The 22714-nt window shown below is 57.1% G+C and carries 21 protein-coding genes and 2 tRNA genes; 11 read left to right on the forward strand and 12 right to left on the reverse strand.

What is annotated here, in order from left to right:
• Positions 1-45: 45 nt before the first annotated feature.
• Complete coding sequence (locus ACR3E2_RS02465; RefSeq protein ID WP_480481601.1) at positions 46-1785, reverse strand: ABC transporter substrate-binding protein; 1740 nt, start codon at positions 1783-1785, stop codon at positions 46-48.
• 474 nt (positions 1786-2259) lie between these two features.
• Between ACR3E2_RS02465 and ACR3E2_RS02470 the strand changes: the two genes are divergently transcribed.
• On the forward strand, positions 2260-3042 hold the full coding sequence (locus ACR3E2_RS02470) for a DeoR/GlpR family DNA-binding transcription regulator (protein WP_480476380.1): 783 nt from the start codon (positions 2260-2262) through the stop codon (positions 3040-3042).
• A gap of 65 nt (positions 3043-3107) precedes the next feature.
• On the opposite strand, the gene ACR3E2_RS02475 is transcribed toward ACR3E2_RS02470, so the two are convergent.
• The 6 genes from ACR3E2_RS02475 to ACR3E2_RS02500 form a co-directional block, all read right to left on the reverse strand.
• Positions 3108-3182: transfer RNA gene (locus ACR3E2_RS02475), tRNA-Glu, on the reverse strand.
• 26 nt (positions 3183-3208) lie between these two features.
• A tRNA-Glu gene (locus tag ACR3E2_RS02480) sits at positions 3209-3283 on the reverse strand.
• Between the two features lie 98 nt (positions 3284-3381).
• The gene (gene recJ / locus ACR3E2_RS02485) at positions 3382-5124 is read right to left on the reverse strand and encodes a single-stranded-DNA-specific exonuclease RecJ (RefSeq protein WP_480481599.1); all 1743 of its coding nucleotides are present in this window, start codon (positions 5122-5124) and stop codon (positions 3382-3384) included.
• 93 nt (positions 5125-5217) lie between these two features.
• Positions 5218-6201, reverse strand: a complete 984-nt coding sequence (gene glpX / locus ACR3E2_RS02490; protein WP_267366140.1) for a class II fructose-bisphosphatase — start codon at positions 6199-6201, stop codon at positions 5218-5220.
• A 69-nt stretch (positions 6202-6270) separates the two neighbouring features.
• Positions 6271-7557 (reverse strand): homoserine dehydrogenase, encoded by a 1287-nt coding sequence (locus ACR3E2_RS02495; RefSeq protein ID WP_267366139.1) that lies wholly within the window; start codon positions 7555-7557, stop codon positions 6271-6273.
• 126 nt (positions 7558-7683) lie between these two features.
• The gene (locus ACR3E2_RS02500; RefSeq protein ID WP_480481597.1) at positions 7684-7932 is read right to left on the reverse strand and encodes a hypothetical protein; all 249 of its coding nucleotides are present in this window, start codon (positions 7930-7932) and stop codon (positions 7684-7686) included.
• Between the two features lie 102 nt (positions 7933-8034).
• Here ACR3E2_RS02500 and ACR3E2_RS02505 point away from each other — a divergent pair, with 102 nt between their 5' ends.
• Positions 8035-8622 (forward strand): TetR/AcrR family transcriptional regulator, encoded by a 588-nt coding sequence (locus tag ACR3E2_RS02505; RefSeq protein ID WP_267366137.1) that lies wholly within the window; start codon positions 8035-8037, stop codon positions 8620-8622.
• Positions 8623-8643: 21 nt separating this feature from the next.
• On the opposite strand, the gene ACR3E2_RS02510 is transcribed toward ACR3E2_RS02505, so the two are convergent.
• Complete coding sequence (locus tag ACR3E2_RS02510) at positions 8644-9555, reverse strand: pirin family protein (protein ID WP_480481595.1); 912 nt, start codon at positions 9553-9555, stop codon at positions 8644-8646.
• A 157-nt stretch (positions 9556-9712) separates the two neighbouring features.
• Between ACR3E2_RS02510 and ACR3E2_RS02515 the strand changes: the two genes are divergently transcribed.
• Entirely contained in the window at positions 9713-10192 is a 480-nt protein-coding gene (locus ACR3E2_RS02515) for a hypothetical protein (RefSeq protein WP_480481593.1), read from the forward strand.
• Here ACR3E2_RS02515 and ACR3E2_RS02520 read toward each other — a convergent pair.
• The 3 genes from ACR3E2_RS02520 to ACR3E2_RS02530 are packed head-to-tail and all read right to left on the reverse strand — an operon-like array spanning position 10154 to position 12919.
• The gene (locus tag ACR3E2_RS02520) at positions 10154-10750 is read right to left on the reverse strand and encodes a TadE/TadG family type IV pilus assembly protein (protein WP_480481591.1); all 597 of its coding nucleotides are present in this window, start codon (positions 10748-10750) and stop codon (positions 10154-10156) included. The genes ACR3E2_RS02515 and ACR3E2_RS02520 overlap by 39 nt on opposite strands.
• A gap of 4 nt (positions 10751-10754) precedes the next feature.
• Entirely contained in the window at positions 10755-11285 is a 531-nt protein-coding gene (locus ACR3E2_RS02525; protein WP_480481589.1) for a TadE/TadG family type IV pilus assembly protein, read from the reverse strand.
• Entirely contained in the window at positions 11282-12919 is a 1638-nt protein-coding gene (locus tag ACR3E2_RS02530; protein WP_480481587.1) for a pilus assembly protein TadG-related protein, read from the reverse strand. The genes ACR3E2_RS02525 and ACR3E2_RS02530 overlap by 4 nt, the downstream gene beginning before the upstream one ends.
• A gap of 335 nt (positions 12920-13254) precedes the next feature.
• On the opposite strand from ACR3E2_RS02530, the gene ACR3E2_RS02535 reads away from it, so the two are divergent.
• The 4 genes from ACR3E2_RS02535 to rpoD all read left to right on the forward strand — a co-directional run bounded on the left by ACR3E2_RS02535 (position 13255) and on the right by rpoD (position 19228).
• Positions 13255-14685: a Glu/Leu/Phe/Val family dehydrogenase gene (locus ACR3E2_RS02535; RefSeq protein WP_480481585.1), complete on the forward strand. Its 1431-nt coding sequence runs from the start codon at positions 13255-13257 to the stop codon at positions 14683-14685.
• A 119-nt stretch (positions 14686-14804) separates the two neighbouring features.
• On the forward strand, positions 14805-15101 hold the full coding sequence (locus tag ACR3E2_RS02540) for a hypothetical protein (RefSeq protein ID WP_267366003.1): 297 nt from the start codon (positions 14805-14807) through the stop codon (positions 15099-15101).
• Between the two features lie 80 nt (positions 15102-15181).
• Positions 15182-17131: a DNA primase gene (dnaG, locus tag ACR3E2_RS02545; protein ID WP_480481583.1), complete on the forward strand. Its 1950-nt coding sequence runs from the start codon at positions 15182-15184 to the stop codon at positions 17129-17131.
• Positions 17132-17245: 114 nt separating this feature from the next.
• Positions 17246-19228, forward strand: a complete 1983-nt coding sequence (gene rpoD / locus ACR3E2_RS02550; protein ID WP_209504318.1) for an RNA polymerase sigma factor RpoD — start codon at positions 17246-17248, stop codon at positions 19226-19228.
• Between the two features lie 177 nt (positions 19229-19405).
• On the opposite strand, the gene ACR3E2_RS02555 is transcribed toward rpoD, so the two are convergent.
• Complete coding sequence (locus tag ACR3E2_RS02555) at positions 19406-20425, reverse strand: helix-turn-helix domain-containing protein (RefSeq protein WP_480481581.1); 1020 nt, start codon at positions 20423-20425, stop codon at positions 19406-19408.
• 393 nt (positions 20426-20818) lie between these two features.
• Here ACR3E2_RS02555 and ACR3E2_RS02560 point away from each other — a divergent pair, with 393 nt between their 5' ends.
• The 4 genes from ACR3E2_RS02560 (at position 20819) to ACR3E2_RS02575 (ending at position 22674) form a co-directional block, all read left to right on the forward strand.
• On the forward strand, positions 20819-21208 hold the full coding sequence (locus ACR3E2_RS02560) for a thiol-disulfide oxidoreductase DCC family protein (RefSeq protein WP_480481690.1): 390 nt from the start codon (positions 20819-20821) through the stop codon (positions 21206-21208).
• Between the two features lie 2 nt (positions 21209-21210).
• Positions 21211-21756, forward strand: coding sequence for a DUF4166 domain-containing protein (locus ACR3E2_RS02565; protein WP_480481579.1), 546 nt, complete (start codon positions 21211-21213; stop codon positions 21754-21756).
• A 78-nt stretch (positions 21757-21834) separates the two neighbouring features.
• A complete protein-coding gene (locus tag ACR3E2_RS02570; protein WP_480481577.1) occupies positions 21835-22239 on the forward strand; it encodes a hypothetical protein in 405 nt (134 codons plus the stop codon).
• A gap of 21 nt (positions 22240-22260) precedes the next feature.
• Positions 22261-22674 (forward strand): secondary thiamine-phosphate synthase enzyme YjbQ, encoded by a 414-nt coding sequence (locus ACR3E2_RS02575; RefSeq protein WP_480481575.1) that lies wholly within the window; start codon positions 22261-22263, stop codon positions 22672-22674.
• Positions 22675-22714 lie beyond the last annotated feature (40 nt).

A 22714-nucleotide genomic window follows, 5' to 3' on the forward strand; every position in this document is an offset into this window, starting at 1 on the left:
CATTCAGGGGTAGGCCGGGCTTAAGCCCGGCCTACGATGTTGCTTTTACTGGGACTGCCAGCGCTTAACCAGTTCGTCATAGTTGACGGTCTGGCCCTGCGGCTTTTCGTTCTCCAGCTTGGCCTTGGGCGAGCCCGCTTTTTCCAGCCAGAAAGATGGGTCCTGCGGCTCGTTCAGGCGTGGACCGCAGCCGCCGTAGACACCGGCGCTTTCATCCGCGGCCTGCATACGGGCCATGGTGATGTCCATCTCTTCGGCCAGACGGTCCATCGCCTCTTGCGGGGTGAAGGCGCCCGAGTTCACGTCACCGATCTGCTGCCACCAGATCTGGGCCAGCTTTGGATAGTCCGGTACGTTGATGCCGGTTGGCGACCATGCCACGCGGTCAGGCGAGCGATAGAATTCGACCAGGCCACCCAGCTTGGATGCGCGTTCGGTGAACGACTCGTGGTTGACCGAGCTGTCGCGGATGAAGGTCAGACCCACATGGGACTTCTTCACATCAACAGTCTTGGACGTCACGAACTGGGCATAAAGCCAGGCTGCCTGCGCACGATCCGAGGGGGTCGATTTCAGGAACGTCCAGGAACCCACGTCCTGATAGCCAACCTTCTGGCCTTCTTCCCAGTAGGGGCCGTGCGGGCTGGGCGCCATCCGCCACAGCGGCGTGCCTTCGTCATCCACGGTGTTGTTGCCTTCGGACTTCGGCTTCACCATGTCGGCGGTAAAGGCGGTGTACCAGAAAATCTGCTGGGCCACGTTGCCCTGGCTCAGTGCCGGCAGCGACTGATAGAAGTCATAAGACGCCGCACCCGGAGGCGCGTAGGCCCGCAGCCATTCGTCCCATTTGCGGATCGCATAGACCGCAGCCGGACCGTTTGCAGCACCACCGCGCGACACCGAGGCGCCGACCGGGTTACAGGTGCCCGCTTCCATGCGGATGCCCCATTCGTCAACCGGAATACCGTTCGGCTCGCCCTTGTCACCAGCACCGGCCATCGAAAGCCAGGCGTCGGTCATGCGCCAGCCAAGGTCGGGCGCGCGCTTGCCGTAATCCATGTGGCCGTAGATCGCCACGCCGTCGACTTCTTTCACGTCATTGGTGAAGAACTCGGCGATGTCTTCATAGGCCGACCAGTTGACCGGAACGCCCAGATCATAGCCGTATTTCTCTTTGAACGCGGCCTTGTTGGCCTCGTCATCGAACCAGTCCTTGCGGAACCAGTAAAGGTTCGCAAACTGCTGGTCGGGCAGCTGATACAGCTTGCCGTCCGGCCCGGTGGTGAACTGAATGCCCATGAAGTCATCCAGATCGATTGTCGGCGAGGTTGTCGCCGCCCAGTCGCCGCCCATCATGTCGGTCAGCGGATAGGCCAGTTGCAGACGCGAGTGGGTACCAATCAGGTCACTGTCGTTGACATAGCCGTCATACAGGTTCCGACCTGTCTGCATCTGGGTCTGAACAGCCTGGACCACTTCGCCTTCGCCAAGGATCTGGTGATTGACCTTGATGCCGGTGATTTCTTCAAACGCCTTGGTCAGAACCTCCGACTCGTAGGAATGCGTCGGAATACCTTCGGACAGGACGTTGATTTCCATGCCAGCGTAGGGCTGTGCAGCTTGGATAAACCATTGCATCTCGGCCATCTGTTCGTCTTTCGACAAGGTCGATGGCTGGAATTCGTCGTCGATCCAACGTTGTGCTGCGGCTTCGTCGGCCCAAGCGGACCCGTGCCCCGCAATGACGGCAGCCGCCGCCACTGCGGAAAGTAGATGTCTCCGCATCTGTCTCCTCCCAAAAATTATGGTTCTCCGGCGGGAACCGGATGCAGAACAGCATCAGCGATTTTTTGCGTATGTGTCAAACTAAATTTTTAGTAATTGACGTTCAGGCACTCCGGAGCCGCATGAATTGAATTTGTTTCCACCGCTGTAAATGATTGTAACTATATAATTATGTTATCGAAATTTCAAAATTTCTCCGCGAGGGAAATAGGGAACTCCACTGAGACCCATTGCAAGCAAGAGATGACAGAGGGTGCGTTGAATTGCATCCGCGTTGCGAGAGGCATGGACACTGATCCGGCACTCGTGAGAAGTCAGGCAAACCAGCTTCCCGGATCATTACTGCTGAAACTCAGTGCTCACATGGCACCAATCCGTTCCGACAAAAGGCCAGTTGTGGCAATGCGGATGTAGCACTGCCTTGCCGTTCACGGTATTCCGTGTCCATATAAAGAAAATCTCCGGAGCCGGTTCGTGAAGAAGAATACCCTCAACACCCATCGTGAGCTGGAATTGCTTGATGCCCTCAGACGTTTGGGTGGAACGGCCCGGAATTCGGATTTGGCGAATATGCTCGGCGTATCCGAAGAGACGGTGCGCCGAACGATCAAAGCCTTGTCAAAGGCGGGTACGGTCGAACGCGTTCATGGCGGAGCTTACCTTGCCGGAGTGCAGGGCGCCCCCAACTTCTTTCACCGGATATCACAAGACGCGGATGAAAAGCGTTTGATCGCCGGGCATACCGCGAAACTGGTTCGCGATCAGATGACCGTTTTCCTGGATGTGGGATCGACAACCGCCTTCGTCGCGGAAGAGCTGCGACAGGTCAGCAACCTCACGGTAGTCAGCAACTCCATCGGTGTCGTTCAGACCTTGGCCGGGGTCAACGGAAACCGTGTGCACCTTTTGGGGGGTGAGTTGCAGATCGATGAAAGGGGGACGTTTGGTCACGTCACCCACAAGCAGCTGCAACGCTATGCTTTTGACATCGTGATCCTGAGCACGGACGCGATTTCCGACAGCAAAGGGTTTCTCTACCACAGCGCGGTCGAAGCGGATCTTGCATCGGTGGTGGTCAGGTGTGCGGACCAGGTTGTCATGGCTGCAGCACATTCCAAGTTTGGTGAAAGGGCACCTTATGTGGGGCCGGATCCTCGGCTGGTGCATTCGCTGGTCACGGATGCTGTGCCAAAGGGTGGGGTGGCCAGATTCCTTGACCGTTGGGGCATCGAAATTCAGATCGCTGATGACAGCTAGGTTGCTGTTTCCAGACGCGGCCCGGATGATCTTGCTGCTTTGGGATGGAAGAAGCTAAGGAAGAGTGGCAGCCCGTAGGGGAATCGAACCCCTCTTTCCAGGTTGAAAACCTGGCGTCCTAACCGATAGACGAACGGGCCACTTGGTATCAGGTCACAAGCGCAAATGGCAGCCCGTAGGGGAATCGAACCCCTCTTTCCAGGTTGAAAACCTGGCGTCCTAACCGATAGACGAACGGGCCACGCTGGCTTGTGGAGGGCCTTTTACGGTTTCGCCGTGACCCCCGCAAGCGTAAAAACGCAGGGACGGGAAAGTTTTTTAACGCACCAAAGCCGCGTGTTAACGGGCTTCCGCCGCGTCCTCCAGCCTGAGCTGCACAGATTGGCGACCGCCCCAGGTGTTGACCTCTAGCCGACCCGCAAAATGAAAGCGTGCACCGCCGTGATTTGACAGTTTTTCGCCCATCGGCCCGTCAAAAGCACCAAAGGCAATCGCATCCAGCCCGCCGCCCATTCCATCGGTCAGCGACAGTTTCAGATGCGATTCACCGACCCGCTTGGCAAAGCGAACCTGCAGGTCAGGCAACGCATAGCGCGGGGCCGGGGCACCGGCGCCAAACGGTCCGGCCTGTTCGATCTGCTCGATCAGTTCCACGGTTGCCGCGCCGGGCATCAACGCGCCATCCAATTTCAGATCCGCAGGTCCACCCTGGCTCGCCCCTTGTCTGGCCAGCAACTCGCTCAGGCGTTCCATTGCGGGTTCCAACTGATTGCGCATGACGGTCAAACCTGCGGCCATCTTGTGGCCACCTCCTTTGACCAGCAACCCTTCGGCCGCCAGACGCTGGATCGAAGCCCCAAGATCGACGCCGGAAACCGAGCGGCCCGAACCCTTGCCCTCATCCCCGTCAAAGCCAATCACAATCGCCGGTCGATCGGCTGTCTCCTTCAGCCGAGAGGCCACGATACCAACGACACCGGGGTGCCAGCCTTCGCCTGCCGCCCAGACCAAAGGGGCGTCCAAGCCACGCGCCTCGGCTTGCTCCAGCGCGGCGGCACGTACCGTGTTTTCAATGTCACGGCGCTCGGTGTTCAAGGCATCCAGACGTTCGGACAACGCCTGCGCCTCATGCAGAGAATCGGTGCTCAGCAAGCGCGCACCCAGATCGGCCTGACCGATCCGTCCACCGGCATTCACGCGGGGCCCAAGCAGAAACCCGAGGTGATAACTGTTCGGCGCGGTATCCATGCGCGAGATATCGGACAGCGCGACAAGGCCGGGGCGCTGCCGCTGTGCCATCACTTTCAGCCCCTGTCGCACCAGGGCGCGGTTGGCCTCGATCAGTGGTGCCACATCGGCAACGGTCGCCAGGGCCACCAGATCCAGAAGGGCCATCAGGTCCGGTCCCCTTGCGCCCGCGTCACGCAGCTGCCGACCGGCCTCGACCAGCATCAGGAACACAACGCCCGCCGCGCAAAGATAACCAAGATCGCCGCTTTCATCCTGTCGATTTGGGTTCACCACTGCGACGCAATCGGGCAGCGTCTCGCCCCCCAGATGGTGGTCCAGAACGATCACATCCGCCCCCGTAGCCGCCGCAATCGGATCATGGCTGAGCGTGCCGCAATCAACACAGATGATCAGATCATGCGTAGCCGCAAGCCCCTGCATCGCGGGAACGTTGGGGCCATACCCTTCGTCGATCCGGTCCGGCACATAAAGCGTCGCCTGCACGCCCATCTGCCGCAGCCAGACCAGCAGCAACGCGGCAGAGCTGCCGCCATCGACATCGTAATCCGCAAACACCGCAATTTTTTGACGATTGCGGACGGCTTCCAGAAAGCGCGTGGCGGCAACTTCCATATCCTTGATGGCCCGCGGATCAGGCAGCAATTCCTTCAGCTTTGGGTCAAGAAAGCCGGGCGCCTCCGATACCGGCACGCCGCGCCGGGCCAGAACCTGGCAAACGGCACGGGGCAGGTCGGTTTGCTGCGCCATCATCTCGGCCGCCCGCTCAATCTCCGGGCTGGGTCCAACCCAAAGCCGTCCCGTCAGTGATTGCTCGACTCCAAGAAAACTCATTGCTCGCCTCTCATGCGCCAAGGCCGGACCCTTGCGGACCCGGCCTCTTCACCTTTTCAGAAATACTCTCGCCGAAGGCAACGGCGCAAGCCGTTACGTGTTGTCATGCGGCCATGTCGGCGTGCGGTAGGACATGCGGCGCACCGACCCGGTCTTGGACCGCATCAGCAGCGTCGTGGTTTCCACCCAGCCGGGCTCGCGCTTGATCCGGGGCAACAAAGAGCCACCGGTCACACCGGTGGCGGCAAAGATCACATCCGCCGTCACCATCTCATCGCGTGCATAAACACGGTCCAGATCGGTGATGCCTGCCTTTGCGGCCCGGCCACGTTCGTCATCGTTACGGAACAACAAGCGACCAAAGATCTGCCCACCCATACATTTCAGCGCAGCGGCGGCCAGCACACCCTCGGGCGCGCCACCCTGACCCATATACATGTCGATGCCGGTTACTTCGCTTTCAGCGCAATGCATGACACCCGCCACGTCACCATCAGTGATCAGACGGATCGCGGCACCGGTTTCGCGCACTTCGGCAATCATCGCTTCGTGGCGCGGGCGTTCCAGAATGCAGACGGTGATGTCAGCGGCTTTACATCCCTTGGCCTTGGCCAGCGCTTCGACACGCTCGCGTGGCGACATGTCCAGGTTGACGACACCTTCAGGCAGCCCCGGGCCAACCGCCAGTTTGTCCATATACACATCCGGCGCGTGCAGCATCGAGCCGCGCGGGCCCATGGCGATGACGGTCAGTGCGTTCGGCATGTCCTTGGCAGTCAGCGTGGTGCCTTCCAGCGGATCCAGTGCAATATCCACACCGGGGCCATTGCCGGTGCCAACCTCTTCGCCGATATACAGCATCGGCGCCTCATCGCGCTCGCCTTCACCGATGACAACGACACCTGCGATATCCAGCAGGTTCAGCTGTTCGCGCATTGCGTTCACAGCGGCCTGATCCGCGGCTTTCTCATCGCCCCGGCCTACCAGCGAAGCCGAGGCCAGTGCAGCCTGTTCCGCCACCCTGGCCAGCCCCAGAGACAGCAGGCGGTCATTGAAATCGGTCTTGGCAGCACTCATGTTTCTGTATCCTCTGGTCAGTATAGCCGTGTCTTCCGGCATAGCTTGCGTTTCATGCAGGCCGCAAGGTCAAACCGCTTCAATCCGCAATGCAACTGGGTCGCCTGCAACCACATCGGTTTCGCGGAAACCCTCCAATGCGACGTCCAGCGCCGTTCGGGTGGTCTTATGGGTGACGATCAGCACAGGCGCTGTGCTTTCGGCATGTGCATATTGGCGCATCCGGTCGATTGACACCCCGGCATTGCCCAGAATGGCCGCAACCTTGGCCAATGCACCAGGTTTATCCAGCAGGCCCAGCCGCAGATAATACGGCGCAGGTCGACCGGTGACGGCGGGAACTGCGGTTTCAAGCGTGGTGGCTGGGCGGCCAAAGGTCGGGATCTGCAATCCACGCGCCAGATCGCAGACATCGCCCATCACAGCGCTGGCTGTCGGACCTTCGCCTGCGCCGGGGCCGCGCAGAACAACCTGCTCAACCGCGTCGCCTTCGATCACGACCATATTGGTGCCGCCTTCCAGCTGGCCCAGTGGCGAGTCGCTGGGTACCAGGCAAGGCTGCATGCGTTGCTCCAGCCCGCGCGCGGTGCGCTGCGCCACGCCAAGCAATTTAATGCGAAAGCCCATGTCTTCGGCCTGATCAATGTCGTCCAGGCTGATCTGCTGAATACCCTCAATCTCGATCCCGTCGAAATTCGGCTTGGTCCCAAACGCAATCGAGGATAGCAGAGCCAGCTTGTGCGCAGCGTCGATACCTCCGACATCCAGATTGGGGTCGGCCTCAAGGTATCCCAATTCGGCGCATTCATCGAAAAGGGCATTGTAGCCCTGACGCTGCGATTGCATCCGGGTCAGGATGTAGTTGCACGTTCCGTTCATGACACCCATCACGCGGGTGATCTCGTTGCCCGCCAGACCTTCGGTCAGGGACTTGATCACCGGGATACCACCAGCGACAGCGGCCTCAAACCGGATCACACGACCGGCGGCCTCGGCCTTTTCAGCCAGTTCCTGCCCGTGGATGGCCAGCAACGCCTTGTTGGCGGTGACCACATCCTTGCCACTGGCCAATGCTGCTTCGACCGAGGCTTTGGCAGGACCGTTCTCGCCACCCATCAATTCGACGTAAACGTCTATGTCGTCGCGTTTTGCCAGTGCAACCGGATCGGTTTCCCAGGCATAATCCGACAGATTCACGCCACGGTCCTTGTTCGGGTCGCGCGCGGATACAGCCACGATTTCAATCGAACGGCCTGTGCGGGCCTGCAACAATTCTGCATGGCGGCGGACGATCTTGACGACACCCACGCCGACCGTTCCCAAGCCCGCAATTCCCAGCCGCAGTGCCTGTGTCATGTCGTGGGTCCTTTTCCGCTCGAATTTTTCTGGTGTCGGATGCTAGTCCAATCAGCGCTGCCTTAGCGGGTTCAGGCCAAGGGTGCAATCCGTCACCGGGGGATAGTGGGGGTGATTTATGACGCGTCAGTTGGTTTGCGCGTTTTGTAGCGCCTGCGCCTTTTGGGCTAAGGCATTGCTGCGTTGGGTCAGATCGTCTTCGACTGCTGCTGCCTGATGGATCGGGTCCACCGGTGGCCCTAAGGTTTCCTGCAACGGAATAAGGCGCGGGTAGGGGGCGGATCTGACTGCAGCCGGTTCGCTGCCTTCCAACTCGGGAATGTCCGCACAGGCGGCGCAAAATAGAATAAGGGGCAAAACAGGCAGCAGTTTCATGTCGCAGGCTTTTCGGTCTTTGTTGCCCCATCGTGATGCACGTTTTGACGACATCGTTCAAGCGGGGTTCTATATGAACATCTGTTCATATACTGTAGACCCATGGCACGCACTCAAGGCTCACATTCCGACATAACCGGCCCACGTATCCGCAAGGCCGCGCTGCACCTGTTTGCGCGCTATGGGTATGCCGCTGTCTCGATGCGGCAGATCGCAAAAGAGGTCGGCGTACAGGCAGGCGCGCTTTATAACTATACGCCCGACAAACAGAGCCTTTTGCACCGGTTGATGCGCGAACACATGCAGGACCTGCTTGAGGCGCTTGATGCAATGGGCCGTTGCGACGATGCTGAAGACGCCTTGCGCCAGTTTATCGGCTTTCACATCCGCTTCCATTTGCAGCGCCCGGACGAAGTTTTCATCGCCTATATGGAGTTGCGCAATCTTTCGCCCGAAAACTTTGCTGAAATCGAAGACTTGCGGCGCCAATACGAAAACGTGCTGGAAAGCATCCTGGATTCAGGGCAGCAGGCCGGACAATTCGCAATTTCGGACACGAAGATTGCAACGCTGGCCGTGATTGCCATGCTTAACGGCGTGATGACCTGGTACCGTTCGGGCGGTCGCCTGTCACTGGACGAAGTCGAAGAGATCTATTGGAACATGGTGCACAAGGCCGTGACGGCCTGACAGGGTCAAACCGTCACGCTGTTAGTGCGCGGGGCGAATGAACGTGCCATTGCGCAGCTCGCGAAATGCCTGTTCCAGTTCGGCCCGCGTGTTCATCACGATGGGGCCATGCCACGCGACGGGTTCGTTGATCGGAGCCCCAGAGATCAGCAGGAACCGCACACCTTGGGGGCCAGCCTGAACGGTGATTTCATCGCCCGTGCCAAAACGGACAAGCGTGCGGTCCCCTGACATGTCGCGGATATTGACCTCTTGCCCGGCGATTTCCTTTTCCAACAGCACACCTGTCGGCTGCGAGGCATCGGCAAAGGCGGCCTGACCCTGAAACACATAGGCGAAGGCACGGCGGTACGTATCGATCCGGAGGGTTTTCTTCACACCTGCCGGGACAGAGATATCCAGATACTGCGGGTCAGCAGCTATCCCGTCAACGGGTCCGGTCTTACCCCAGAACTCACCTACGATCACCCGCACTGTGGTGCCATCGTCATCGGTGATTTCGGGGATGTCCTTGCTTTGAACGTCCTGATAGCGCGGGGCGGTCATCTTCTGATCCGAGGGCAGGTTGCCCCACAACTGGAAGCCGTGCATCTGGCCCGAGATGTTGCCGCTTGGCATTTCCTGATGCAGGATACCGGATCCTGCGGTCATCCATTGCACATCACCGGCGCCAAGCGTGCCGGTGTTACCCAGCGAATCCGAATGCTCGACTGAGCCGGTCAGAACGTAAGTGATCGTTTCAATTCCCCGGTGCGGGTGCCAGGGAAACCCGGCCTGGTAATCCTGCGGGCGTTCATTTCTGAAATCATCGAACAGCAGAAAAGGATCCAGTTCGGACGGATCCTGAAACCCGAATGCACGGTGAAGTTTGACACCAGCCCCTTCCATTGTGGGGATGGCTTTGCGTGTTTCCAACGTCGGTCTAAGGGACATGTTCGCCTCCGTTTCATCCGGGCAGCATGTAATCTCTGCGCCACGGCAGTCAATTTGCATGAAATAACCGGACCTGTGCGAAATTGTTTTGCGGCCAAGCCTCTGTTGTTTCCGGCGCAAAATGGCTAGATCGAAGCGGATCAGACAGGAGACTTCCATGCAGGACGACGTGTTGGCAACGATTCAGGCCTCATCCCCCAGACGATGGACCGGGGTAGGGATGCTGACAACGGTTGGAATGCTGGTTACCTATGTCGCGCTGGCATCGCCACCCGAACCGGTTTGGCAGGTGTTTCTGTTTGTCGTTGGCGGTGCATCGCTTTGGCTGGCGCTTCGTGTCTGGCGCGCCACAGAAGACTGGATCGAACTGACGCGGACCGAGTTGCGAACGGGGTCGGGTCAGATCATCGCAGAAGTGGCCGATATTGAAACGGTAGATCGGGGTGTGTTCGCGTTCAAACCGTCAAACGGCTTTCTGGTCCGTACGCGAAACAAAGCAGCGAACCGCTGGGCTCCGGGATTGTGGTGGCGGGTTGGTCACCGGGTTGGCGTGGGCGGCATGACATCTGCCGCCGAAGCCAAGTTCATGTCCGAAATTCTATCCGCTATTTGTGCAGACGAACGGGGTCTGGGTTAAGTTACAAGCAACTTCGTTTGTAAAGCGGGGACGGGTAAAGATGAAGTTCTCAAAGGTGATACCTGTCGCAAAATCCCAGCCCGGTCGGAACGTGGGGATGTATTCATTGGACGTTTCAACCAGAATAACGGTGTCCTGATTGGGCATTGGCGGCAGGCGGTCTTCGATTTCATCGATCCTGTTGTCATCCCATTCCTGATCAAAGCCGCGTACGGTCGACCAGCGCACATAATGGCGTTTATCGTCCTCATCGTAAACGATAAGAGAAACCCGCATTTTCACGTCTGACCGGTTATTGATCATCTTGCCCGCCAAATCGTGCAACGAGTCGATATACACATCGGTCACGGCCTGCGTTTCACGCGAAATCAGGTCGCTGATCGTATAAGCTGCCTTCAGATTGGATGCGCTTTGACGAAACCCCTCGAATGCTGTGAACGTGAACGTAATCGTCCATAACATCAGCGGAAAAATCATGAGGGCTTCTACGGTCAGAATGCCACTTTCGTCTTTCTTGAAGACTTTGAAGCGCTTCTTCAGGTTTCGGAATACAGACATGATCTTACAGTGGCTCCTGTACGAATGCTGTTGTTGCGGTCACCGCGTAGTGACCGGTAGCGTCCGGGACAAGCTTGGCAATGGCTGAGGTCTCAAGAACCGGATCTATGCGCAAACAGGCCCGCAAGATCATCAACTCGTTGGATTGCCCGCTTTTGAAATCCAGAACCGGTTTGGGATCTTCGGAACTGTCCGTGCAGGGGATGCTGTCTGAAAGCACGATACCAGCGAACGCGTCCTGCTTGACCATTTGCAGTCGCAAATTCCCTGTACAATCCTTGATTCCGGACACTTCGCAAATCCGATTTCTGATTACGTCGTGATCCCAGTTCGTACCGGTGCCCAGCCGAATATCCCTTACGATCAGGTCCACCCCACGCTCCAAAGCAGCATGCCGCATCGTGATGATGGACAGTTCGGCTCCTGCCACGAGAAGCGCCAGGAAGAAGGGTACGAGCATGATGAACTCGATTGTCGCATTGCCTGCCTCGGATTGTCGAAATAGGCGGAGCATCGACAGCTTTCTGCTGATCATTGGGTTAGCCTCAGCTTGCGGATCGACGATGCGATGGATTCAAAGGCTTTCTCAAGGTTCAGGCCACTTACGTCATAGACGTGGCTGTCAGAGCTGGCACAGTCTTTGAGGGTCCTGTACCCGCTTCTGGGCGCCTCGAACGCGATACCGTAAACGATGATGCCCTGATCCTTGGCCGCATCACAAATGTGCTTGGTGCGCTGGTTCTTGGCCGACGTTTCAACTTTCGCGTAGGCCTTTGAATACCATTCCGCCCAACCGCTGGACTGCCAGTAATAGTTGTACCGTGCGTTCCATGCCAATGATACTCGGTTAAACAGTTCAGGATATGACAACCGAACGGCTGTTCCAGGTTCTTCGTTCAGCTGCGTCTCAGGTTCCGGGTTTCCGTAGGGATGATCCGCCCAAACGTCTTGCTGAGGCCAGAAAAAATTCGGACGACCCTGAGAATGGTACACGGTGTATTCATCAGCTTCCGGGTTGTACCAAACGTCTGACATACCTTCGCGCAGCGATGGGTTAAGCATGTATTGATCGGTGTTCTGACCATCGGTCATAACAATGGCGATCTTCAGAACGTCGGTGCCATAGTCCGAGGGACGGACCGAGAATTTTGATGGCACAATTGTTGTACCTGCATAGGATGGATCCTGTTCCAGCGACAGGTCGCGAACAATTCCGCGCATGCTCGGGTCCAGCAGGGCAGTTCCCCACTTCATCCCAATATCGATCGACGTGTTCCCACCGGGGGTGAGGGACGCAATCTGAGCAAGCAGTTTGTTCATATTGTCGGTGACAGGGGTGATTGCACTTCCTGCGCGGACGGGACAAACGGGCAGGTCGATTGACCCTTCAGAATAGGTGAAAGGATCGAAATGGGCGGTGCGCTCCAACGTGTCATCGCGTTCCAGATCAGAATCGCTGTACTGTTCCGGAATGAAGTTTACGCAGTGCGAATAGCTGTGCTCCTGCGTGACATTTGTGAACTTGTCCAGGATTGGCGCACCCGCGTTGACCTGCGTTGCATAAGGAACAATCGAGATTGAAATCTGTGTTTCGTCAGGTTTGTCCAGCATGAGCCTTACAAATTCCGACGCAGCTTCTCTCAACACTGCGATTTTTGTTTTCGATGGTGTGGCAGACGAGCGCGACATAGAGCCGGAAATGTCGAGAACCAACGAGATTTCTACAGCGCCAATGGATTCTTCAGCCGCACTGCTGGCAACAAGGCCCAGTTCAGTGACTTTGCCGAACCTCAGATAGCGGGTCGGAACAACCGCTTCGGCTGTAGCACTTACTTTTTTAGAGCCGAACCCTTCAACAACCGTCGTAATGGCGTTCAGATTGCCCAGCCCGGCCTTGTCCATGTAAGAATCGACAACCGCCTTGGCAGGAAGATCCTGGTCAAGGTCAGCGGCAGCAAGCACAGCGCGGTCCAGGGTGGATTGCAGGCTGGCGCGGTCACGCTCATACTTCATGACATCCATGGCCATGCCGGTAATTGCCAGCATCAGGACCACCATGAACAATACGAAGATAGTGAAGACGCCATCTTCGTTCCGAGCGAACTGCTCTAACTTGAACGTTTTGCGCTTCGGTTTCGAGCCGTCGTTACAAAGCAAGGAATTTAGCATTCTGGTTACTCCGCCTCACACGTCGAATTCGTGCGTCAAAGAAAAAGAGATTTGGGACAAAGTTAATTTTCAAACGTGGCGTGAATTGGGCGAAAAAGGCTTGGTTTTGGCCTTTTTACGTGCCGAAGGGGTATAATTTGGACCGTTTCAGGTGATCTGTCGATGAAATGAAAACAATTCGTTAAGGAGTTGGCCGATCTGAGCGACTCACCCTAGGGCAACTAAGCGTGCGTTCATAAAATGATTAAAAAAAGTGCATTGTTTGATTGCAGCAGGCCGCCAGTGGTGCGACAAAACGTCGTGACGCATCGTCATGTACCGCTACGGAGGATTTTATGACCGGCATCAAAGAACCCAGCTTTCGTGAAAGTGTTGACCTGATGTTCAACAGGGCAGCCGCCCTTATGGAGCTGCCGCCGGGGTTGGAGCAAAAGATCCGTGTCTGCAACGCAACCTACACAGTTCGATTTGGCGTGCGGCTGCGTGGTGAAATCCATACCTTCACTGGTTACAGGTCTGTCCACTCGGAGCATATGGAACCGGTCAAGGGCGGTATTCGATATGCCACTGCGGTTAACCAGGACGAAGTCGAAGCTCTGGCTGCGCTGATGACGTATAAGTGCGCACTTGTCGAAACACCGTTTGGTGGCTCCAAGGGTGGGCTTTGCATTGATCCACGAGAATATGAAGAGCATGAGCTGGAACAGATCACGCGGCGCTTTGCGTATGAGCTTGCAAAGCGAGACCTGATAAACCCATCGCAAAACGTGCCTGCGCCCGATATGGGCACTGGGGAGCGTGAAATGGCTTGGATGGCTGACCAATACGCGCGGATGAACACAACGGACATCAATGCGCGCGCCTGTGTGACAGGAAAGCCGCTGAATGCCGGTGGTATCGCGGGGCGGGTCGAAGCGACTGGGCGCGGTGTTCAATACGCGTTGCGCGAGTTTTTCCGCCACCCTGAAGACATCCAGAAAGCAGGCTTGTCAGGTAAACTGGATGGTAAGCGCATTATCGTGCAGGGGCTTGGTAATGTAGGTTATCACGCTGCAAAGTTCCTCAGCGAGGAAGATGGCGCGCGCATCACCGGAATCATCGAATGGGATGGTGCGCTATTTAATCCCGACGGGATTGACGTCGAAGCCGTGCGTCAGTGGATTGTCAAACATGGCGGCGTAAAAGACTATCCCGACGCGACCCATTCCGCTGAAGGCGCGGCAGTGCTGGAGGCTGAATGCGACATTCTGATCCCGGCGGCTTTGGAAGGTGTCATCAACCTGTCGAACGCCGATCGGATCAAGGCACCGCTGATTATCGAAGCTGCCAATGGTCCGGTAACCGCTGGCGCGGATGAAGTCCTGCGTAAGAAGGGCACAGTGATCATCCCCGACATGTATGCCAACGCAGGCGGTGTGACAGTATCCTATTTCGAATGGGTCAAGAACCTTAGCCATATCCGCTTTGGCCGGATGCAGCGTCGTCAGGAAGAGTCGCGTCACGAACTGATCGTCAGCGAGCTGGAACGGCTGGACCGGTACCTGGGGGATGCGTGGTCGATGTCGCCGGACTTCAAGGCCAAATACCTCAAAGGCGCGGATGAGCTTGAGTTGGTGCGCTCGGGTCTCGATGACACAATGCGTATTGCTTATCAGTCGATGCGTGAGGTTTGGCACAGTCGTGATGATGTCGAGGACCTGCGTACGGCGGCTTATATCGTGGCGATTGACCGCGTTGCGAAAAGCTACCGCGCCAAAGGTCTCTGAAACGGACAGGCGGGGTGATCAATTCGCCCCGCCAGCATGTGCTGCGGCTTGAATGTCCCTGACAGCCCGTTAGGTTGACGGGCAATCTACTTCAAAGAAACGAATCTCCGGAGAATTCCATGTTGCGTATCGCTTTTGTCGCGGCTCTGTTGGCCACCCCTTTGGCCGCTCAGGAAACCAAGGAACAAAGCTGCAAGTACCAAGCTGATGTGGTGGCTGCGGTTCAAAAGGCGCGACTGGACCGTGTAAAAGAACGTGACGTTGTACAAGCGGTGGCGGATAGCGGCCCGACATGGCCCGAAAACTACAATGCTGCAATCCCGCTGATCACACCTTGGGTTTATGAGCAAAAGATGCGGGACGTGCGCAAGAAAGACCTGGGCGCGGCGTGGCTTGAACTGTGCCTGCAACAATAATCCACAACTCGGACATTTCCTTGTGGACAACCGCGCGCCTTCCTCTTGGCGCGCGTTTTCATTTCTGGCAGGTTTAGCAGATGTCATTGCCCCCCGGATTTCTGGACGAATTGCGCACGCGGCTCAGCCTGTCTCAGGTTGTCGGGCGCAAAGTCATGTGGGACCAGCGCAAGTCCAATCAGGGCAAAGGGGACATGTGGGCGCCTTGCCCGTTCCATCATGAAAAGACGGCCTCGTTCCACGTGGATGATCAGAAGGGGTTTTATTACTGCTTTGGCTGTCACGCCAAAGGCGACGCGATCAGTTTTGTGAAAGAGACCGAGAATGTCTCGTTCATCGAAGCAGTCGAGATTCTGGCCCGCGAAGCCGGGATGCCGATGCCTGCGCGCGATCCGAAGGCGCAGGAAAAACAGGACCACCGCACACAGCTGGCTGAAGTGATGGAGCAGGCAGCGCAGTTCTTCCGCCTGCAGCTCAAGACCGGGGCAGGAGCCGCCGCACGAGACTACCTCACGCGCCGCGGGTTGAACGCGCAAGCGCTGGACCGGTGGGAGATTGGATTTGCCCCGGACGATTGGCAGGCGCTGTGGGACCATCTGCGCGGCAAGAACGTGGCCGAGGACCTGATCCTTGGGGCCGGGCTGGCCAAGCCGTCAAACAAGGGCAAAAAGCCTTATGACACCTTCCGCAACCGCATCATGTACCCGATCCGCGACCCGCGCGGACGTTGCATCGCGTTTGGCGGGCGGGCGATGGACCCCAATGACAACGCGAAATACCTGAACTCGCCCGAGACCGAGCTGTTCGACAAAGGGCGCAGTCTTTACAATCAAGGCCCGGCTCGACAGGCGGCAGGTAAGGGGCAGCCGCTGATCGTGGCCGAAGGTTATATGGATGTGATCGCGCTGGCCGAAGCAGGCTTTGGCGCGTCGGTTGCCCCATTGGGTACCGCCATAACCGAACATCAGCTGCAACTGCTCTGGCGGATATCGGACGAGCCGATCATTGCGCTGGACGGCGACACAGCAGGTCTGCGCGCTGCGATGCGGGTGGTTGATCTGGCTTTGCCGATGCTCGAAGCTGGAAAGTCGCTGCGGTTTGCCCTGATGCCCGAGGGCAAAGACCCCGACGACCTGCTGCGCGCCGAAGGGGCAGGCGCTGTGAAGGCCGTGCTGGATGGTGCCATTCCGATGGTCAAGCTGCTGTGGCAGCGCGAGACCGACGGCAAGGTGTTCGACAGTCCTGAACGCAAGGCGGCTTTGGACAAGTCCCTGCGCGAGAAAATCAAGCTGATCCGCGACCCATCGATACGGGCGCATTATGGGCAAGAAATCAAGGACCTGCGCTGGCAGTTGTTCCGTCCGCAACGGCAGCCGCAATCCCGGCAATGGCAACCGCGCGGCAAATGGGTGCCGCCAAAACAACCCGCCACGCCCGGCGCGCGGTCCTCGTTTCTGGCCTCGTCCGAGAATGCCGAGATTCAACTGCGCGAAGCGGCCATTCTGGCTATTGCCGCGCTTAACCCCCAAGTCGTCGTGCAGTTCGAACACCAACTGGAAGAGATGGAATGCCGCGATGTTGATCACGCCGCATTGCGAACTGCAATTCTGCGCCACGCGATCGATGACCCGGACAATCTGAAGGACCACATTGCCGAAACTTTAGGGCCTGAGGCCCTTGAAAACCTGCTGGCCCTTCGCCATGTCGCCGTAATCCCCTGTGTGTTCAAACCGGGCGACGTTGAAAAGGCCGAGATGACTCTGGCCGAAGAACTCGCGAAAATCAAAGCGCTCCGGGGGTTGGATGCTGAGATTGCCGAAGCCGCAGAGGAGTTGTCCGATCTGGCCGATGAGGCGCTGACATATCGGCTGGCGCAAGCGGCAGAAGAACGCAACCGGACAAACCGAAGCCAGAATGAAGACAGGGCCATATTCGACATCGCCGACAACGGGGCGCGAATCAACCGCGACGAGAAAGACGCGTTCGAGGCAATCATGTCCGGCATCAAATTCGAGCGGAAACGCCGGTAAAATGGTGTTTTCGTAAGGCACTGGAAAAGAAAAACGGGTAAACGGGTGGCCGAATCACTTCTACGCGCTAATGATTCGGTTCAATCGAATCACCCATCCCTGCAGGAGCATTGAATGGCCGCCAAAGACACGACCGAAGATCGCAAATCCGACGAGCAGGACCAGGAAATCTCGCTGGACATGAGCCAGGCCAACGTCAAGAAGATGATCGCCGAGGCCCGCGAGAAAGGTTACATCACCTACGATCAGCTCAATCAGGTTTTACCGCCCGATCAGGTCAGCTCGGAACAGATCGAAGACGTTATGTCTATGCTCTCCGAGATGGGCATCAACATCATCGAAGATGAAGAGGCTGAAGAAGAAGAGAACAAGGGCTCGACCGAACTGACGACCACCGAAAGCAACCGCGAGGTTGCGTTGGCCGGGGCCGCCACCGAAAAGCTGGACCGCACCGACGATCCCGTACGCATGTATCTGCGCGAGATGGGTTCGGTCGAACTGCTGAGCCGTGAGGGCGAGATTGCCATCGCCAAGCGGATCGAAGCAGGGCGCAATACCATGATTGCCGGCCTGTGCGAAAGCCCGCTGACCTTTCAGGCGATCACCATCTGGCATGACGAATTGCTGTCCGAGGATATTCTACTGCGGGATGTCATCGATCTGGAAACCACATTCGGCAACCAGCTGGACGAAGATGGCGACGCGCCAGTCGTTGACGCGTCTGCCGTGCAGGCTGCGAAACCCGCGAAAGAGGCTGGGCCGGAACTGGATGCCGATGGCAACCCGATCACCAGCGACGACGACGATGACGAAGACGATCAGGCCAACATGTCGCTGGCTGCGATGGAAGCGGCATTGAAGGATCAGGTTCTGACCACGCTGGAGCGGATCTCAACCGATTTCGCGATGCTGTCCGAAATGCAGGACAGCCGCATTTCGGCCACCTTGAACGAGGATGGCACGTTCAGCGAAAAAGACGAAGAGACCTATCAGAAGTTGCGGGCCGAGATTGTGCAACTGGTGAATGGTCTTCACCTGCACAACAACCGGATCGAAGCGCTGATCGACCAACTTTACGGTATCAACCGTCGCGTCATGTCGCTGGACAGTTCGATGGTGAAGCTGGCCGATCAGGCACGGATCAACCGTCGCGAGTTCATCGACGAATACCGCGGGCGTGAACTGGACCCCAACTGGCTGGCCGAAATGGCGGAAAAGCCGGGCCGGGGCTGGCAGATGTTCATCGAACGCTCGACCGCGAAGGTCGAAGAGCTGCGCAACGACATGGCTCAGGTCGGCCAATATGTGGGTCTGGACATCAGCGAATTCCGCCGCATCGTTCAGCAGGTCCAGAAGGGCGAAAAAGAGGCGCGGCAGGCCAAGAAGGAAATGGTCGAAGCCAACCTGCGTCTGGTGATTTCGATCGCCAAGAAGTACACGAACCGCGGCCTGCAATTCCTTGATCTTATTCAGGAAGGTAATATCGGCCTGATGAAGGCGGTAGACAAGTTCGAATACCGCCGCGGCTATAAGTTCTCGACCTATGCAACGTGGTGGATTCGTCAGGCTATCACGCGTTCAATCGCGGATCAGGCGCGCACGATCCGTATTCCGGTTCATATGATCGAAACGATCAACAAGCTGGTCCGGACCGGTCGCCAGATGTTGCACGAGATCGGCCGCGAACCGACACCTGAGGAACTGGCCGAAAAGCTGCAAATGCCGCTTGAGAAGGTTCGCAAGGTGATGAAAATCGCCAAAGAGCCGATTTCGCTGGAAACTCCGATTGGTGACGAAGAAGACAGCCAGCTGGGTGATTTCATCGAGGATAAGAATGCCGTGCTGCCTCTGGACAGCGCCATTCAGGAGAACCTCAAGGAAACCACCACACGGGTCTTGGCCTCGCTCACCCCGCGTGAAGAACGTGTGCTGCGGATGCGTTTCGGCATCGGTATGAACACCGACCACACGCTGGAAGAGGTGGGTCAGCAGTTCAGCGTGACCCGCGAACGTATCCGCCAGATCGAAGCGAAGGCGCTGCGGAAGCTGAAGCACCCCAGCCGATCCCGAAAACTTCGGTCCTTCCTGGATCAGTAAGTATCAAGGCGCCTCTCCCGAGGCGCCTTTTTTAATCCGGACACTCTTCACGATGGCCTGTTCTCCCATCACATTGGCGGGAACGCACAAGGGCTGGACCTTCTGTCCTTCTATATCCGTTCTGTCCACTCATGGGACGGGCCGGGGCGAGGTTTTTCAAGCTGATGACCCCCGGTCTCACGTCCGTATCGGGTGTTCCAATCGCGTCTTGAACGCGCTGGGCGGCTGGCCTGTCCAACGTTTGAAAGCGGTCGAAAATGCGGCCTGATCGGCATAGCCCAGCGAATAGGCGATTTCGGACAAGGGCATTTCATTCTTGATAAAGGTCTGCGCCAGGTCGCACCGCAGATCGTCGACAACATCGCGATAGCTGGTGCCTTCGTCCCTGAGGCGCCTGCTGAAGGTTCTAAGGCTCATCCCCAGATCAGCCGCGAGGCTTTCGGCCTGCGGGATTGCGCCGGGCAGGGAACGGGTAACCAGCCCTTCGACCTTGGCGCGGGTCAGATGTTTGGGCGCGCCTCTCTCAGAAAGCAGGCGATCTGCATATTCCAGCAAATGCTCTCTGAGTTGGGGGTCATAAGTCGGTACGGGCAGGTCCAGCGCTGAAAGAGGCAGGATAATCTCGAGGTTCTCAGCCCCAAAGGTCACGGGAAAACCGGCAAGCTTTTCAAATCTTCGGGCGTGGTCGCCGACCCTGTGCTGAAACCGAATTTCTATCGGATAGAGATTGACTTGCGTCAGGTTCCGCATTCTGGCCAGGGCAGCAAAAATCAGGAATTCGGTGCGTCTGTGATACCGCGCATACCCGGGATCTTTCCACTCGGCTTCCAAGGTCGCAAAATTACCCGCGACGCGCAGGTTAAGCGCGATGGCAGGGTCGATGATGCCGTGAAAGCGCGTGAGGTTCTCCATCACCTGTTTCAGGTCGCGGGAATACTTGCTGATATAGGCGGTCACGGTCGAGGCTGACGTAACCTCAAGCCCCGTGCGGGCAGCAAATGTGACGTCGTGGGTGGCGTCACATGCATAACGGATAAACAAAGCCTCGCTTTGTACGCTGTAGGTAGTGACCGGCGGTGCGATATCCTGAGGGCGCAGCCCCGCCATATTCAGGACATCGCGGGACATGTCGCCATTACCGGAATGGCGGTCCAGTGCCTGAATAAACAAATGAAGACGGCCGATATCGACATCCATCGCGAAACAGTACCTCAAATTTTCAAATACATAGGCAGACTATCAGAGAATTTTCTTTCATGATCGACGGTGCTGACAAGTGGGTTCTTCGCTAAAACAAGCCATCTCTGGCGGTATCTCGAAAATTTTTGACCAATATGGACAAGCGTCGCCACGTGTAACGAACCACTTCAGCAGTGTTGCCGGGTCCAGACCTTTATGGGGATGAGGTCAGAGCCTCGGGGAAATCACCAGCCTCTGGTCAAGGCTCCCCGGCACGCCCCCACACCTTTCGTACATGTCGCATTGCTTCGCTCAGGTGGTTTTGTCAGGCTGGCTTTAAGTCAATAATTCCGGTGTAAAACCTTGCAAGATATTTTCAAGAATACAGGGGTTTCTGACCAAAACCTGATTGTGTTTGACGGCGAATGCGTGCTGTGTTCGGGGTTTTTCCAATTTATGCTGAAACGTGACCGGCGCCAAGTTTTCCAGTTTGCAACGGCGCAATCCCCGCTTGGGCAAAAACTATATCGTGATCTTGGCCTTCCCACACAGGATTTTCAAACAAATCTGGTCGTTGTGGATGGCGCTGTTTTTCAGCGTCTGGATGCGTTTGCAGCGGCGATGAAACAGTTGCGCGGCCCGTGGTCGCTGTTCTCAATGTGCCGGTTTCTGCCTCGGCTTATCAAGGATCCCGCCTATCGCCTGATCGCACGAAACAGATACGCGTTCTTCGGGCGTTCCGAGACATGTCTGGTTCCCGGTCCCGATATCAGCGCTCGTTTTGCCGAAAACGGGTACTAGCGATGGGCGATCCCTTTCTTAAGGCGATAGGATCGACCGAAAGGTTGCCAAAGGCGGTTCGAGATCTGCACATGAGCGAGGGCTGCTTTGCAGGATGCTGCGACATCGAACGTGGCAAAGGGATATGGGTTGCCCTTGTAACACGTCTGGCAGGGTTTCCGCAAAACGGCAAAGACATCCCCGTTTCCCTGCAGATTGATTCAAATGGCGAAATCTGGTCATGGGACCGGAAATTCGCGGGCCACAAAACCCGATCAACTCTGAAGTATGATACGAAAAGCGAGTGTGTCCGGGAATCTTTCGGCGCGGTCTCGATCTGGTTAAGGCCCGTTTGGCAGGAAAACGGGATGCATATCAAAATTCTCCGCCTGACCGTGTTTGGCATCCCGATGCCATCTTTTACCTTGCCGCGTTCAAGAACGTACGAATGGCAGGACAAAGCGGGGCGCTTTCGGTTTGATGTGTCTGCGGACGCGCCGGGACTGGGGTTGTTGATCAGATACCAGGGATGGCTCACGCCGGTTCACGCAACGCATGAGACGGATTAAACAGAACGTGAGCGACCCTGTGCCGACGAAGCTTATGGCCTAACCTTTTTGAGACACACAATCAGGGAAGAAATGACAATGAAACATGCACGGACATTTGCCGCGATTGCCGCCCTGGCGTTCAGCATTCCAATGACGTCTGACGCGGCACCGCACGGGTACCGGACCGAGCCGATAAACGCCACCGATTTCGAAGTTATTCCGCGCGGCGACCAGCGTACCGAAGGATACTGGTGCGCGGCAGCGGATTATGCACGGCGTACATTGGGCGCGGGCTGGCGCGATCCCATCTACGTGTTGCGCGGGTATGGGCCAAGCGTCACCACCGGTCGTAAAACGGCGGTTCAGTTCTCAACCAAGCCGCCCCAGAATGTCGATGCACAGCCAAGCAGCTTTGTTACAATCGGTTTTCAACCTGGCGCCAGCATGTCTGTACAAGGCGCGAATGCCAGGTGTAACTATCGACCGTTCTATAACGATTGACAGAACGGCGAGACACCGCGAATGCAGACTGAATTTGTAATCCGGACCCAAGGATCAGGTCTTTACGAATTCACGTCCGAGGTGACGCAGTGGCTGGGGCAGGTGGCGACGGATGGCTTACTGACGCTTTTTGTTCGCCACACCTCCTGTTCATTGCTTGTTCAGGAAAACGCAGACCCCGAAGTTCAATCTGATCTTCGGGCGTTTTTCGAAAGGCTGGTGCCGCCGTCCAATCACCCGGCAATGTCGTATCTTCGGCATACTTATGAAGGCCCCGACGACATGCCAGCGCATATAAAGGCTGCGCTGTTGCCGGTATCCTTGTCGATACCTGTGGTGCAGGGTCGCCCATGCCTTGGAACATGGCAGGGAATATATCTGTTTGAACACCGCACGGCACCACACCAGAGACGGATTGCAGCGCACCTTGTCTGACCCTTTATCTAGCGGTTGAAATTTCCGACTACCCAAACTC

Source organism: Ruegeria sp. AL7, assembly GCF_056536105.1.

Bases quoted from the DNA above. Each gene is read 5' to 3' on its own strand.
- ACR3E2_RS02540 (WP_267366003.1), top strand. From the start codon at position 14,805: ATGTTGCGTATCGCTTTTGTCGCGGCTCTGTTGGCCACCCCTTTGGCC.
- ACR3E2_RS02515 (WP_480481593.1), top strand. From the start codon at position 9,713: ATGCAGGACGACGTGTTGGCAACGATTCAGGCCTCATCCCCCAGACGA.
- ACR3E2_RS02500 (WP_480481597.1), bottom strand. From the start codon at position 7,932: ATGAAACTGCTGCCTGTTTTGCCCCTTATTCTATTTTGCGCCGCCTGT.
- glpX (WP_267366140.1), bottom strand. From the start codon at position 6,201: ATGAGTGCTGCCAAGACCGATTTCAATGACCGCCTGCTGTCTCTGGGG.
- ACR3E2_RS02520 (WP_480481591.1), bottom strand. From the start codon at position 10,750: ATGTCTGTATTCCGAAACCTGAAGAAGCGCTTCAAAGTCTTCAAGAAA.
- ACR3E2_RS02525 (WP_480481589.1), bottom strand. From the start codon at position 11,285: ATGATCAGCAGAAAGCTGTCGATGCTCCGCCTATTTCGACAATCCGAG.
- ACR3E2_RS02530 (WP_480481587.1), bottom strand. From the start codon at position 12,919: ATGCTAAATTCCTTGCTTTGTAACGACGGCTCGAAACCGAAGCGCAAA.
- ACR3E2_RS02565 (WP_480481579.1), top strand. From the start codon at position 21,211: ATGGGCGATCCCTTTCTTAAGGCGATAGGATCGACCGAAAGGTTGCCA.
- recJ (WP_480481599.1), bottom strand. From the start codon at position 5,124: ATGAGTTTTCTTGGAGTCGAGCAATCACTGACGGGACGGCTTTGGGTT.
- ACR3E2_RS02535 (WP_480481585.1), top strand. From the start codon at position 13,255: ATGACCGGCATCAAAGAACCCAGCTTTCGTGAAAGTGTTGACCTGATG.
- ACR3E2_RS02505 (WP_267366137.1), top strand. From the start codon at position 8,035: ATGGCACGCACTCAAGGCTCACATTCCGACATAACCGGCCCACGTATC.
- ACR3E2_RS02570 (WP_480481577.1), top strand. From the start codon at position 21,835: ATGAAACATGCACGGACATTTGCCGCGATTGCCGCCCTGGCGTTCAGC.
- ACR3E2_RS02510 (WP_480481595.1), bottom strand. From the start codon at position 9,555: ATGTCCCTTAGACCGACGTTGGAAACACGCAAAGCCATCCCCACAATG.
- rpoD (WP_209504318.1), top strand. From the start codon at position 17,246: ATGGCCGCCAAAGACACGACCGAAGATCGCAAATCCGACGAGCAGGAC.
- ACR3E2_RS02575 (WP_480481575.1), top strand. From the start codon at position 22,261: ATGCAGACTGAATTTGTAATCCGGACCCAAGGATCAGGTCTTTACGAA.
- dnaG (WP_480481583.1), top strand. From the start codon at position 15,182: ATGTCATTGCCCCCCGGATTTCTGGACGAATTGCGCACGCGGCTCAGC.
- ACR3E2_RS02495 (WP_267366139.1), bottom strand. From the start codon at position 7,557: ATGACACAGGCACTGCGGCTGGGAATTGCGGGCTTGGGAACGGTCGGC.
- ACR3E2_RS02555 (WP_480481581.1), bottom strand. From the start codon at position 20,425: ATGGATGTCGATATCGGCCGTCTTCATTTGTTTATTCAGGCACTGGAC.
- ACR3E2_RS02465 (WP_480481601.1), bottom strand. From the start codon at position 1,785: ATGCGGAGACATCTACTTTCCGCAGTGGCGGCGGCTGCCGTCATTGCG.